Raw genomic sequence first — 12,893 nt, 5'->3', positions numbered from 1 at the left:
ACCCTATATGAGTAAACCTTCCATAGGGTCACAAAATGGCCTTATTTTCTTTGGATTAGCGGCCCGCCCCCGGCGGGACACGGGCCGCGCACCATTATTTGGTGCCAAACATCCGGTCACCTGCGTCGCCCAGACCGGGCATGATATAGCCCTTTTCGTTCAGGCGCTCGTCGAGTGCGGCCGTCACGATCGGCACATCGGGATGCGCTTCTTTCATCCGCGCAACCCCTTCCGGCGCCGCCAGCAGGCAAAGGAAGCGAATGTCCTTTGCGCCCTGCTCCTTCAGAAGATCAATCGCCGCCGCAGATGAGTTACCCGTCGCCAGCATCGGGTCGACGGCAATCACCAGACGCTCGCCAAGATTGTCCGGTGCCTTGAAATAGTATTGCACGGGCTCAAGCGTTTCTTCGTCACGGTAAAGACCAACAAACCCGACTCGCGCCGAGGGGATCAGTTCCAGCATCCCGTCCAGAAGACCGTTGCCCGCCCGCAGGATCGAGACCAGCGCCAGCTTGCGCCCGGCAAGCACCGGCGCGTCCATTTCCTGCATCGGCGTGTCGATCCGCTTGGTGGTCATCGGCAACTCGCGCGTCACCTCATAGGCAATCAATTGGCTGATCTCACGCAGCAGGCGGCGAAATTCGCCGGTCGAGGTATCCGTCTGACGCATAATGGTCAGTTTGTGTTGCACCAGCGGGTGATCGACGACGGTCAGGTGATCCATCAGTTGCTCTCCAGTTTCTTCTTGATACGCGCCCGAGTGTCCTCGTCGCAGAATGCCGCCTCGGCGGCCGTTAGGTTGATCGCGCGGAAATCATCTTCTTCCCAGCCAAACGCCTCGGCCAGCATGTCATACTCCCGACGCATTGTCGTATGGAAAAACGGCGGATCATCGGTCGACACCGTAACCCGTACCCCCGCCTCGCGCAGCCGCTGGATCGGGTGGGCCGCGAAAGAGGGATAAAGACCCAGAACCACGTTGGAGCCCGGGCACACCTCCAGCGTGATCTGCCGCGCCACGAGTTCCGCCACAAGCTTCGGGTCTTCGATTGCGCGCACCCCATGCCCAATCCGCTCCACGTTCAGATCGCGGATCGCTTCCCAGACACTCTCGGGGCCGCCAAACTCGCCTGCGTGGGTGGTCAGCCGCAGCCCCGCCTCCCGCGCCATGTCAAAGGCATAGGCAAAGTCACCCTGATGGCCCTTGCCCTCGTCCCCGCCCATGCCAAGCCCGACAATCCAATCACCGGCCGTCTCGGCCGCACACAACGCCGTCCGCTTGGCCTGTTCCGGCCCGAAATGGCGCACGGGCGTCACGATCCCGCGCAGGATCACGCCCCATTCGGCCTCGGCACGATCCGCGGCTTCCTGAATGGCCGCAAGGTATTCCCGCCACGCTGCAACATCCCCCCCACCACAGAAATCCGGCGACAGAAAGGTTTCGCAGTAGATCACGCCGTTCGCGGCACTTTGCTCAAGCACCGCACGTGTCAGCCGGGCATAGTCTTCCGGCGTCTTCAAAACGCTGGTTGCCGCTTCATAGACCTGCAGGAAGTGAACGAAGTTCTCAAAGGCATAGCCACCCCGCTCATCAAACACGCGGCTCAGATCGGCCTTCTTCTCGAACGCCAACTGCCGGATAAACTCCGGCGGCGCGGCCCCTTCATGGTGCAGGTGCAACTCGACCTTGGGCAGATCACTCACGCTCACAGGAAACTCCTCCCTGGCCCTTCACTTTTCACCCCCAGATGCGCCGCCACGCTGGCCGCCACATCCACGAATTCCACGATTCCGGCCTGCTTGGCCCCTGCCCCCGCGCACAGAACTGGCACGCGCTCTCGCGTGTGATCGGTTCCGGGCCAGCTCGGGTCATTGCCGTGATCGGCGGTCAGCACCAGAAGATCATCCTCTCGCAACCTGCCAATCACCTTGCCAATCTCGCGATCAAACCACTCCAGTGCGCGTGCATAACCGGAAATGTCGCGGCGATGGCCATAGAGACTGTCGAACTCCACGAAATTTGCGAAGGTCAGACTTCCATCCTCGGCAGTATCCACCAGGTCATGCAAGTCCTGCATCAGCTTGGCATCCGCGCCCTTCACGCAGTCATCGATACCAGTCATCGAGAATATATCGCCGATCTTGCCGACGCCATGAACCTTGCGCCCGGCATCCTGAACCCAGTTCATCAGAACCCGCTCGGGCGGCGCGATGGCATAATCCTTGCGGTTGGTTGTGCGCTCGAAGCCTGCCTCGACACTGCCCACGAAGGGCCGCGCGATCACACGCCCCACCTTCATCTCGTGCAGCACCGGCGCCAGTTGTTTGCAAAGATCCAACAACCGCTCCAGCCCGAAATGCTCTTCATGGGCCGCGATCTGGAACACGCTGTCGGCGCTGGTATAGCAAATCGGCTGCCCGGTGCGGATATGCGCCTCGCCAAGATCGGCAATCACCTGCGTCCCCGACGCATGGCAATTGCCAAGAATACCCTCGACTCCGGCAATCTCGCAGACTTTGGCCACCAATTCCGCAGGAAAAGACGGGGTTTCATCCGGAAAATAGGTCCAGTCCCAGGGCACCCGCAATCCGGCCAACTCCCAGTGTCCCGAGGGCGTGTCCTTGCCCGCCGAACGCTCGGTCGCTGCCCCCCATGTCCCCGTCGGCACTGCGTCCAGCCCCGGTGTATCCTCGCCGCTTGAAAGCCGCACCGCAGCCCCAAGCCCAAGGCGATCCATATTCGGCAGGCTCAGAGGCCCGCTTCGCCCTTCTTCCGCGCGACCCTCGGCACAGGCCTGCGCGATATGGGCAAGCGTGTTCGCCCCCACATCCGGCAGGTCGCCGTTGAAAAACCGATCGGCATCCGGCGCGCCACCACAGCCCACCGAATCCATCACCACGAGGAATGCCCGCGCCATCAGCCGATCCTTTCATGCACCAGGGGCGGCACGACCGGAGCCTCCTGCCCCAGGGTGATCGCCGCCAAAACCGCCTGCTCCGCCTTGCGCGCCGCCTCTTCGCGGGCTGCATGAATCCGCAGCAGGGGTTGGCCTTTAACCACCTTCTGACCCAATGTCACCACGTCGGAAAACCCGACGCTGGGATCAACCACATCGCTTTCCACCTGCCGGCCGCCACCCAGCGCCACAACCGCCAGGCCCAACGCCTCGCCGTCCATCGCGGTCACAAAGCCGCTTTCTGGAGCGGCAACCTCGCGGATAACCGTCGCTTCGGGCAGGAACCGTCGCCAGTTCTCGACAAACTGCACCGGCCCGCCCATCAGCGCGACCATGCGGCCAAACCGTTCTGCCGCCCTTCCATCTGCAATCGCCTTGCCGATCGCATTCGCCCCGGCATCCACATCCCCTGCCAGACCGGCATTCGCCAGAAGCACGCCGCCAAGCTCCGCGGTCAGGTCCAGCAACGGACCACCCGTCTCGCCGGTCAGAACGTCCATGCAGTCTGCGATCTCAAGCGCGTTGCCAAGGGACGGCGCCAGCGGGCGGTTCATGTCAGAGATCACCGCACTTGTCGGACATCCCGCAAGGTTGGCGGTGTCCACAAGCGACTGGGCCAGAGCCCGCGCCTCATCCGCGCTCTTCATAAAGGCCCCCGTGCCGACCTTTACATCCAGCACCAGCCCCTCAAGCCCCGCGGCGAGCTTTTTCGACAGGATCGATGCCGTGATAAGATCGAGGCTCTCCACCGTCGCGGTCACGTCACGGATCGCATAAAGCCGCTTGTCAGCCGGGGCAATTTCACCGCTGGCCGAAACAATGGCACATCCAGCCTCGCCGACAACGCTCTTGAATTCCGCCTCTGAAACACCCGTGCGCAGCCCCGGAATGGCTTCCATCTTGTCCAACGTCCCGCCAGTATGGCCAAGACCGCGCCCCGAGATCATCGGCACATAGGCCCCGCAGGCCGCAAGCGCAGGCGCCAGCACGATCGAGACGCAATCCCCGACGCCACCCGTTGAATGCTTGTCCAATACCGGACCATCACAGGACCACGACATCGTGTCGCCGCTGTCGCGCATCGCCAACGTCAGGGCAACCCGCGCCTCTTCCCCAAGTCCTCTCAGGCAAACACCCATGGCAAAGGCCCCGGCCTGCGCATCCGAAACGCGCCCATCCGCCAGCCCCTGGGCGAACCAGGCCAGTTCCTCGCGGCTGGGGTCTTCTCCCCGGCGCAAATGGGCAATGATCGCGCGCGCGTCCATGACGATCAGGCCTTGTCCATATGCGCTTCGGTAAAGGCTCCCGGCAACAGCTCGGCCAGTGTCATCTTGAGTTCAGTGCCCTCAAGGTTCGCCATCGTCACGACAACATCGCTTGTGCCGAACTCTGAAAGCTTCTGGCGACACCCGCCACAGGGGGTCACCGGATGGCTGCTGTCGGCGACAACATAGACTTCGGTCAAACGGGTCTCACCCGCCGCAATCATCGCCGCGATCGCACCCGCCTCGGCGCATGTGCCTTCGGGATAGGCGACGTTTTCAACATTGCACCCGGTAAAAACTTCGCCGCTCTCGGCACGGATCGCCGCGCCAACCTTGAAGTTGGAATAAGGTGCATAGGCGTTTTCTCGCACCGCCAGTGCGTCTTTTTGCAAGCTCATGGCTCCCCTCTCGTGATCTGGATGATCTCGGCCAGTTCTGACTATTTGGTCAGTTATCGACACTGCGGCCTGCGACATATTTTTGCAAGGGGGGATGCCCTATGGTCAATACAAGCCATTCCCTTTCCGAAAGAAATAGTTTAATGCTAAACTAACTTGAGAATCCGAGGCCTCTACCATGTCCGACACGTCCAAAGAAACTTTGCGCCAGGCGGCGCTGTTCTACCACGAACAGCCGAAACCCGGAAAACTCGAAATTCGCGCTACCAAGCCGCTGGCAAACGGGCGCGACCTGTCCCGCGCCTACAGTCCCGGCGTCGCTGAGGCCTGCCTGGAAATCAAGGAAAGTGCAGCAAACGCATCACGTTACACGGCACGCGGCAATCTCGTGGCCGTGGTTTCTAACGGCTCTGCGGTGCTGGGCCTTGGCAACATTGGCGCCCTAGCTTCCAAGCCAGTAATGGAAGGCAAAGCGGTCCTCTTCAAAAAATTCGCCAACATCGACTGCTTCGATATCGAGGTCAACGAATCTGACCCAGAGAAGCTTGCTGAAATCGTTTGCGCTCTCGAACCCACTTTCGGCGCCATCAACCTCGAAGATATCAAGGCACCGGATTGCTTCATTGTTGAAAAACTGTGCCGCGAGAAGATGAACATCCCCGTCTTCCACGATGACCAGCACGGCACCGCCATCGTCGTCGGCGCCGCCGCCACCAACGCCTTGCGCGTTGCGGACAAGAAATTCGAAGACATCAAGATCGTCTCGACCGGCGGTGGCGCGGCGGGCATCGCCTGCCTCAACATGCTGCTCAAGCTGGGTGTGAAGCGCGAAAACGTCTGGCTCTGCGACATCAAGGGCGTCGTATACGAGGGGCGCACCGAGGAAATGACGCCGCAAAAGGCCGAATACGCACAGGCCACCGACAAACGCACTCTGGACGAGGTCATCGAAGGCGCGGACATGTTCCTTGGCCTGTCCGGCCCGGGCGTCCTGAAACCCGAGATGGTCGCCAAGATGACCGATCAGCCGATCATCTTCGCGCTCGCCAACCCGACACCCGAGATCATGCCCGAGGACGCCCGCGCCGTGAAACCGGACGCGATCATTGCCACCGGTCGCTCGGACTTCCCCAACCAGGTCAACAACGTTCTTTGCTTCCCGTTCATCTTCCGGGGCGCGCTCGACGTCGGCGCGACCGAGATCAACGACCAGATGCAACTGGCCTGTATCGACGGCATCGCGGAACTCGCCCGCACCACCACCAGTGCCGAGGCAGCCGCCGCCTACAAGGGTGAGCAACTGAACTTCGGTGCCGACTACCTGATCCCGAAACCCTTTGATCCACGCCTAGTGGGTGTGGTCTCGGCCTCGGTGGCCAAGGCCGCGATGGACAGCGGCGTCGCCACCCGCCCCATCGACAACATCGATGCCTATATTCACAAGCTGAACCAGTCGGTCTTCAAATCCGCCCTCCTGATGCGCCCGGTCTTCGAGGCCGCCAGCAAGGCGGCGCGCCGCATTGTCTTTGCCGAGGGCGAAGATGAGCGCGTCCTGCGTGCCGCTCAGGCAATCCTTGAGGAAACCACCGAAACGCCCATCCTCATTGGCCGCCCGGAAGTAATCGAGGCCCGCTGCGAACGCCACGGTCTTTCAATTCGCCTCGGCCGGGATTTCCAGATCGTGAACCCGGAAAACGACCCGCGCTACTATGACTACTGGAACTCCTACCACGAGATCATGCAGCGCCGCGGGGTCACGCCCGACCTTGCCAAGGCCATCATGCGCACCAACACCACCGCCATCGGCGCGATCATGGTACACCGGGGCGAGGCCGACAGCCTCATTTGTGGCACCTTCGGCGAATACCGCTGGCACCTGAATTACGTGAACCAGGTTCTTGGCAACGCCTCCTACCGTCCCCACGGCGCACTGTCGCTGATGATCCTCGAAGACGGCCCCCTGTTCATCGCCGACACCCATGTCTGGTCTCTGCCGACACCGGAACAGATCGCGGAAACCGTGGTGGGTGCCGCCCGCCACGTCCGCCGCTTCGGCCTTGAACCGAACATCGCTCTCTGCTCGCAATCGCAGTTTGGCAACCAAGCGGAAGGCGCCGGTAAACGCTTGCGCGCGGCCATTGACATCCTCGACAGCGAACCACGCGATTTCACCTACGAAGGCGAAATGAACGTTGATGCGGCGCTCGATCCGGAACTGCGCAACCGCATCTTCCCGAACTCGCGCCTTCAGGGCGAGGCCAACGTGCTGATCTTTGCCCATGCCGACGCAGCATCCGGCGTGCGCAACATCCTCAAGATGCGCGCCGACGGCCTCGAAGTCGGACCGATCCTCATGGGCATGGGCAACAAAGCCCACATCGTGTCTCCGTCGATCACTGCGCGCGGCCTGCTCAACATGGCGGCGATCGCGGGCACGCCCGTGGCGCACTACGGCTGATCCACCTGGCTCGGACACACCGGAACGAATCCTCGAACAGGGCGCGATTCTCGCGCCCTTTTTCTTTGCAGTAAAAAAATTAGCAAATTTGCAAAAATCGCCAAATTTCCAGCTAAATAGCAATATAACCATGTATTTGCAAAAATTTGCAAGCCAATTTACACACCAACTGCAAATTTTCCGCGATAATCTGACGCGACGTCCCTAAAACTTATTGCCCGCCTACGCTGCACTCCCGTAACTGTTCTGCAACCAGATTGGAGGAGAAGTGTCATGGCTTACAAAGACGTGTACGAGGGCTGGAAAAACGATCCCGAGGGGTTCTGGATGGAGGCCGCCCAGGCAATCGATTGGGACGAAGCACCAAAGCAGGCGCTCTTCGACAAGGGGGAAAACCTCTACGAATGGTTCGCCGACGCCAAGGTCAACACCTGCTGGAACGCCGTTGACCGCCATGTCGAAGCGGGCCGTGGTGAACAGACCGCAATCATCTACGACTCCCCGATCACCCACACCAAACGCGAAATCTCCTATGTCGAGCTGCGCAACCGCGTGGCCAACCTTGCAGGCGCCCTGCGCGCCAAGGGCATCGAAAAGGGCGACCGCGTCATCATCTACATGCCGATGATCCCCGAAGCGCTGGAAGCCATGCTGGCCTGCGCCCGCCTTGGCGCGGTGCACTCGGTTGTCTTCGGTGGTTTTGCCTCCAACGAACTGGCCGTCCGCATCGACGACGCCAAACCCAAGGCCATCATCGCCGCCTCCTGCGGTCTCGAGCCGGGCCGCGTGGTACACTACAAACCGCTGCTCGACGGGGCCATCGATCTGTCCGAACACAAGCCCGACTTCTGCGTCATCTTCCAGCGCGAACAGGAAGTCGCCGAACTGACCCCGGGCCGCGACGTCAACTGGCACGGCTTCCAATACGGCGTTGAACCGGCGGAATGTGTGCCGGTCGAAGGCAACCACCCCGCCTATATCCTCTACACCTCCGGCACCACCGGTCAGCCCAAGGGCGTCATCCGCCACACCGCGGGCCAGCTGGTTGCGCTGAACTGGACGATGAAAAACCTCTATAATGTCGAACCGGGCGATGTCTTCTGGGCCGCCTCCGACGTGGGCTGGGTCGTGGGCCACTCCTACATCTGCTATGGTCCGCTGATCCACGGCAACACCACCATCGTCTTCGAAGGCAAACCGGTCGGCACCCCCGACGCCGGTACCTTCTGGCGTGTGATCTCGGAACACAACGTCAAGTCGTTCTTCACCGCCCCCACCGCCTTCCGCGCAGTGAAACGCGAAGACCCGACTGGCGAATACGTCAAGAAATACGATCTCTCCTGCCTTAAGCAGGTCTACCTTGCCGGTGAACGCGCCGACCCCGACACCATCGTCTGGGCGCAGGAACAGCTTCAGGTGCCGGTGGTCGATCACTGGTGGCAAACCGAAACCGGCTGGTCGATCGCGGCCAACCCGATCGGTATCGAGGAACTGCCGATCAAACTGGGCTCGCCCACCGTGCCGATGCCGGGCTATCAGGTCGAAATCCTCGACGATGCTGGCCACCCGGTCGAAGCGGGCACCCTTGGCGCCATCGCAATCAAGCTGCCCCTACCCCCCGGCACCCTGCCGACGCTGTGGAACGCGGAAGAGCGTTTCAAGAAATCCTACCTCAACACCTTCCCCGGCTACTACGAGACCGGCGATGCGGGCATGATGGACGAAGACGGCTATGTCTACATCATGGCGCGCACCGATGACGTCATCAACGTCGCGGGCCACCGTCTCTCGACCGGCGGCATGGAAGAAGTGCTGGCAGGTCACCCCGACGTGGCAGAGTGCGCGGTGATCGGCGTGACCGACCAGCTCAAGGGCCAGATGCCCGTCGGCTTCCTCTGCCTGAACGCTGGCACGGACCGCGATCATGGCGATGTGGTCAAGGAAGTGGTGAAACTGGTGCGCGAAAAGATCGGCCCGGTTGCTGCCTTCAAACTGGCCGTGGTTGTGGATCGCCTGCCCAAGACCCGCTCGGGCAAGATCCTGCGCGGCACCATGGTCAACATTGCCGACAGCACCCCCTACAAGATGCCGGCCACCATCGACGATCCCGCCATCCTCGACGAGATCAAGGACGCGCTGCAAACCATCGGTTACGCCAAGGGCTAACCTCTTCGCCCAAGGCTACGTCAAGACCCCGCCAAGCGCGGGGTCTTTTCGTTTGTGCCGCGGATCGACGCGCGGGGTGTCGCTTTCGCAGGGCCACGCGATTGACTTTGCCCTTACGAAAACCCTCTATCCCCTCCGGGCGCCCCCAAGGTCGTCCCGAAACCGCGCACACAAGAAAGACATGTCATGAGCCTGACCCCGGAACTGATCCAATCCACCTATGCCGCGATCAAACCGGCGACGGTGATCACACCAACGGTGCACGCCTCTCGTCTTTCCCTGCAACTGGGGTTTGATCTTTACCTCAAGCTCGAAAACCTCCAGCACACCAACGCCTTCAAGGCCCGTGGCGCGCTGGCCAAACTGCTGACGCTGACAGAAGACGAGCGCAAGGCCGGCGTCATCGCCTGTAGCGCGGGCAACCACGCGCAGGGCGTGGCCTATCACGCCTCCTTGCTTGGCATCCCCTCGATCATCGTCATGCCCGAAGGCACCCCCTTCAACAAGGTCAAGCGCACAGGCGATTTCGGGGCCGAAGTCATCCTGCACGGCACCGGCTTTGACGAAAGCGTCCAGTTCACCCTCGACATGGCCCGCGACAAGGGCATGACCTTCATCCACCCCTTCGACGATCCCACCGTCGCCGCCGGTCAGGGCAGCGTCGCCATCGAAATGCTGGAACAGGAACCCGATCTCGACACCATCGTCGTGCCCATTGGCGGCGGCGGCCTGATCGCAGGTATCGCCGTTGCCGCCAAGTCGATCAAACCGGACATTCAGATCATCGGCGCGCAGGCCGAAACCTTTGATGCGGTCAAGGCCGCCATCGACGGCACCGAGGCGCAAAACAAGGGCAAAACCCTTGCCGAGGGCATTGCCGTCCGCGCCCCGGCACAAACCCATATCGAGACCATCCGCGCCCTCGTGGACCGCGTCGAAACCGCCTCGGAAACCGAGATCGAAGAGGCCATCTTCGACCTTCTCAGCCACGAAAAGCTGGTTGCCGAAGGCGCGGCAGGCGCGGGCCTCGCCGTGATCAAGAACAATGCCGAGGCCTTCAAGGGCAAGAAAGTGGGCCTCGTGGTCTGTGGCGGCAACATCGATTCCCGAATGCTGTCGACCCTGATCCTGCGCGGCCTCGTGCGCGACGGGCGCATCACCCGCCTGACCTTCGAGATCGACGACACCCCCGGCCAACTCTCCGACATCTCGCGCATCATCGGCGAAAGCGGGGCCAATGTGATCGAGGTGATCCACCAGCGCATGATGCAGACCGTGGCGCTCAAACAGGCCGAGCTGGAAATCGTGATTGAAGCCCGCGACCTCCTGCACGTGAAAGAGATCGTCGCCAATCTGCGCGGCGCGGGCTACACCCTGCGTACCGACAACCCGCTGGTCTAATCCCGACCCCATGTCGCTCCCGGACATGCGCCTTGCGAATGCGGGGCTAGCCTCCTTTCTGACAGAGAGGAGGACCCCGCATGTTCCAAACCCGCATGGACGCCTTTCGCGACCGACTGAAGGCCGCCGGAATCGACGTTGCCCTGATCACGGATGACGACAACGTCTACTATCTGACCGGCTACTACGACTATCTCCATATGGAGTTTGGCCGCCCCACCATCCTTGTTGTCCCCCGCGACGGTGACACCCTCCTCATCACCCCCACGATCGACCTTGTCGCAGCCCGGTCCTCGGCCCGTGTCGACCGCATTGCCGACTGGAACGATGGTGCTGGAGAGGAATGGCGCGCCGAACTGCCCGCCGCCATCGGCACCGCCCGCAAGGTCGCGCTTGAACCGGATCACATGCCCCCCGTGGTGCGCGCCTATGTTGACAGTCTCGTCGACAAGGAAACCCTGACCTCCGTCACCCCCATCCTTTCCGACATGCGGATGATCAAGTCGGCCGAAGAGTTGCAACTGGCCCGCCACGCCGGACAAGTTGCCAACGCGATGATGCAGGCAGGCCGCGATGCCATCTCGGACGGAACACCGGAATACGAGGTGGCCCTGGCGATCTCCCAGGCCGGAACCCGCACCGCCGCCGGCCTTCTGGCCGCGCATTACGACGACAGGGACATGTCGCCCACCACGCATTTCCTCCAGATCATGGCTTCGGGCGACACCATCACCAAGACCCACCACCGCGCCTCGACCCGCGTGATGCGCCGCACCGAACCCGTTTTCTTGTGTTTCTGCGGCATGACCAACTTTCACCGCTTCAAACTGGGCTTCGATCGCACCTTCTGGATCGAAAGCGCCGATCCCGCCCAGGTCGCGCTTTATGAAACCGCCGTCAAAAGCCAGCAGGCGGCCCTTGCCGCCCTGCGCCCCGGTGTCACCGCCGAAAGCGTCCACGCCGCCTATGCCGAGGTCATTCAGGAGGCAGGCTTCGACTATCCCTTCCGCTGTGGCCGCGCGACGGGGTTTTCATTTCTGGAACATCCGCAACTTGTCACCGGCGATACCACGATCCTGCAACCCGGCATGGTGCTCGCCGTCGACGGCTCTGTCGCCACCAGCGATTTCCGCGCCCAGGTCGGCGACAGTTTCATCATCACCCAAGACGGCTATGAACCGCTCACCAATCACCCAAAGACGCTGGAAGACGTGATCCTGCCCGCCTAGGCAGAGTCACACGAACTGTTCGCGGATCAGCCGTTCCTCAAGCCCGTGGCCGGGATCGAACAGGATACGGTGCGCAATCGAGTCATCCGAACTGATCTCGACATTCAGGACATTGCGTACCGCTCGGCTGTCCGCCTCGGCCATGACCGGGCGTTTCTCGGGGTTCAGCACATCAAAACGCACCCGCGCGTTCTTGGGCACCAGCGCCCCGCGCCAGCGCCGTGGCCGGAACGCCGCCACCGCCGTCAGAGCCAGAACATCCGACCCGATCGGCAGGATCGGCCCGTGCGCCGAATAGTTATAGGCCGTCGATCCCGCGGGCGTCGCCAGAAGCGCGCCATCACAAACCAGTTCATCCAGCCGCAACCGCCCGTCAATCGTAATCCGCAGCTTTGCCGCCTGCGCCCCGGCCCGCAGCAGCGAGACCTCGTTGATCGCCAGGGCCTCATGCACCGTGCCATCGGCACAGGTCGCCCGCATCGCAAGCGGGTTGATCACCTCTTCCTCGGCCGCGGCAAGGCGTTCAGGCAACCCGGTCTCGACATATTCGTTCATCAGGAACCCCACCGTGCCCCGGTTCATCCCGTAGACCGGCAGGTCGAGTTCCTGTGTCCCGTGCAGGGTCTGGAGCATGAAACCGTCGCCACCAAGGGCCACGATCACGTCGGCACCATCCGGCGCGACATTGCCATATCGGCTGATCAAAGCCGCCCGCGCGGTCTGGGCAACCGGCGCGTCACTGGCCAGAAAGGCGATTCTCTCAGGCATGTTTTTTCCCCGAATCCTGTTTCCAATGCCCTAAACGGTGTTTCCGATCGAAGCACATCTCCACCCAAGGCACCAGTATCGCCGCTCAGACAAAGCGTCACGTCGCTTTCAGCCCTTTCTCCCCCTATGTGTTTCCGATAGGAAAATCCTCGAAATATCACCCATTTTATGGAGCAATGCCCATGACCACTGTTCGCGATTCCGGTTTTTTCACCGAATCCCTGGCCACCCGTGACCCCGAGCTGTTTGGA

The 12,893-nt window shown here is 61.7% G+C and carries 10 protein-coding genes; 4 read left to right on the top strand and 6 right to left on the bottom strand.

The features are described 5' to 3' along the window. Positions 1 to 94: 94 nt before the first annotated feature. The 5 genes from upp to ABWV42_RS18195 are packed head-to-tail and all read right to left on the bottom strand — an operon-like array spanning position 95 to position 4,620. The gene (gene upp / locus ABWV42_RS18215) at positions 95 to 727 is read right to left on the bottom strand and encodes a uracil phosphoribosyltransferase (RefSeq protein ID WP_255109349.1); all 633 of its coding nucleotides are present in this window, start codon (positions 725 to 727) and stop codon (positions 95 to 97) included. Next, positions 724 to 1,710 (bottom strand): adenosine deaminase, encoded by a 987-nt coding sequence (locus ABWV42_RS18210; RefSeq protein WP_353341424.1) that lies wholly within the window; start codon positions 1,708 to 1,710, stop codon positions 724 to 726. The genes upp and ABWV42_RS18210 overlap by 4 nt, the downstream gene beginning before the upstream one ends. After that, entirely contained in the window at positions 1,707 to 2,918 is a 1,212-nt protein-coding gene (locus ABWV42_RS18205) for a phosphopentomutase (RefSeq protein ID WP_353341423.1), read from the bottom strand. The genes ABWV42_RS18210 and ABWV42_RS18205 overlap by 4 nt, the downstream gene beginning before the upstream one ends. Further along, complete coding sequence (locus tag ABWV42_RS18200; RefSeq protein ID WP_353341422.1) at positions 2,918 to 4,222, bottom strand: thymidine phosphorylase; 1,305 nt, start codon at positions 4,220 to 4,222, stop codon at positions 2,918 to 2,920. Before ABWV42_RS18200 ends, ABWV42_RS18205 begins: the two co-directional genes overlap by 1 nt. A gap of 5 nt (positions 4,223 to 4,227) precedes the next feature. Then, on the bottom strand, positions 4,228 to 4,620 hold the full coding sequence (locus tag ABWV42_RS18195; RefSeq protein WP_353341421.1) for a cytidine deaminase: 393 nt from the start codon (positions 4,618 to 4,620) through the stop codon (positions 4,228 to 4,230). A 178-nt stretch (positions 4,621 to 4,798) separates the two neighbouring features. Here ABWV42_RS18195 and ABWV42_RS18190 point away from each other — a divergent pair, with 178 nt between their 5' ends. The 4 genes from ABWV42_RS18190 (at position 4,799) to ABWV42_RS18175 (ending at position 11,874) form a co-directional block, all read left to right on the top strand. After that, on the top strand, positions 4,799 to 7,078 hold the full coding sequence (locus ABWV42_RS18190; protein WP_353341420.1) for an NADP-dependent malic enzyme: 2,280 nt from the start codon (positions 4,799 to 4,801) through the stop codon (positions 7,076 to 7,078). A 273-nt stretch (positions 7,079 to 7,351) separates the two neighbouring features. Then, the gene (gene prpE / locus ABWV42_RS18185; protein ID WP_353341419.1) at positions 7,352 to 9,244 is read left to right on the top strand and encodes a propionate-CoA ligase PrpE; all 1,893 of its coding nucleotides are present in this window, start codon (positions 7,352 to 7,354) and stop codon (positions 9,242 to 9,244) included. Between the two features lie 186 nt (positions 9,245 to 9,430). Continuing rightward, complete coding sequence (locus ABWV42_RS18180; RefSeq protein WP_353341418.1) at positions 9,431 to 10,645, top strand: threonine ammonia-lyase; 1,215 nt, start codon at positions 9,431 to 9,433, stop codon at positions 10,643 to 10,645. A gap of 80 nt (positions 10,646 to 10,725) precedes the next feature. Beyond that, positions 10,726 to 11,874, top strand: coding sequence for a M24 family metallopeptidase (locus ABWV42_RS18175; protein WP_353341417.1), 1,149 nt, complete (start codon positions 10,726 to 10,728; stop codon positions 11,872 to 11,874). Between the two features lie 6 nt (positions 11,875 to 11,880). Here the strand turns inward: ABWV42_RS18175 and ABWV42_RS18170 are convergent, their stop codons facing one another. Continuing rightward, on the bottom strand, positions 11,881 to 12,642 hold the full coding sequence (locus tag ABWV42_RS18170) for an NAD kinase (RefSeq protein ID WP_255109337.1): 762 nt from the start codon (positions 12,640 to 12,642) through the stop codon (positions 11,881 to 11,883). Positions 12,643 to 12,893: the final 251 nt, after the last annotated feature.

The sequence above is a fragment of the Pelagimonas sp. KU-00592-HH genome, from assembly GCF_040369695.1.
In the GTDB taxonomy this organism is placed as follows: Bacteria; Pseudomonadota; Alphaproteobacteria; order Rhodobacterales; family Rhodobacteraceae; genus Shimia.
This window is presented reverse-complemented; position numbering and strand designations above follow the sequence as displayed.

Bases quoted from the DNA above. Each gene is read 5' to 3' on its own strand.
- ABWV42_RS18205 (WP_353341423.1), bottom strand. From the start codon at position 2,918: ATGGCGCGGGCATTCCTCGTGGTGATGGATTCGGTGGGCTGTGGTGGC.
- ABWV42_RS18200 (WP_353341422.1), bottom strand. From the start codon at position 4,222: ATGGACGCGCGCGCGATCATTGCCCATTTGCGCCGGGGAGAAGACCCC.
- ABWV42_RS18195 (WP_353341421.1), bottom strand. From the start codon at position 4,620: ATGAGCTTGCAAAAAGACGCACTGGCGGTGCGAGAAAACGCCTATGCA.
- ABWV42_RS18190 (WP_353341420.1), top strand. From the start codon at position 4,799: ATGTCCGACACGTCCAAAGAAACTTTGCGCCAGGCGGCGCTGTTCTAC.
- prpE (WP_353341419.1), top strand. From the start codon at position 7,352: ATGGCTTACAAAGACGTGTACGAGGGCTGGAAAAACGATCCCGAGGGG.
- ABWV42_RS18180 (WP_353341418.1), top strand. From the start codon at position 9,431: ATGAGCCTGACCCCGGAACTGATCCAATCCACCTATGCCGCGATCAAA.
- ABWV42_RS18175 (WP_353341417.1), top strand. From the start codon at position 10,726: ATGTTCCAAACCCGCATGGACGCCTTTCGCGACCGACTGAAGGCCGCC.
- ABWV42_RS18170 (WP_255109337.1), bottom strand. From the start codon at position 12,642: ATGCCTGAGAGAATCGCCTTTCTGGCCAGTGACGCGCCGGTTGCCCAG.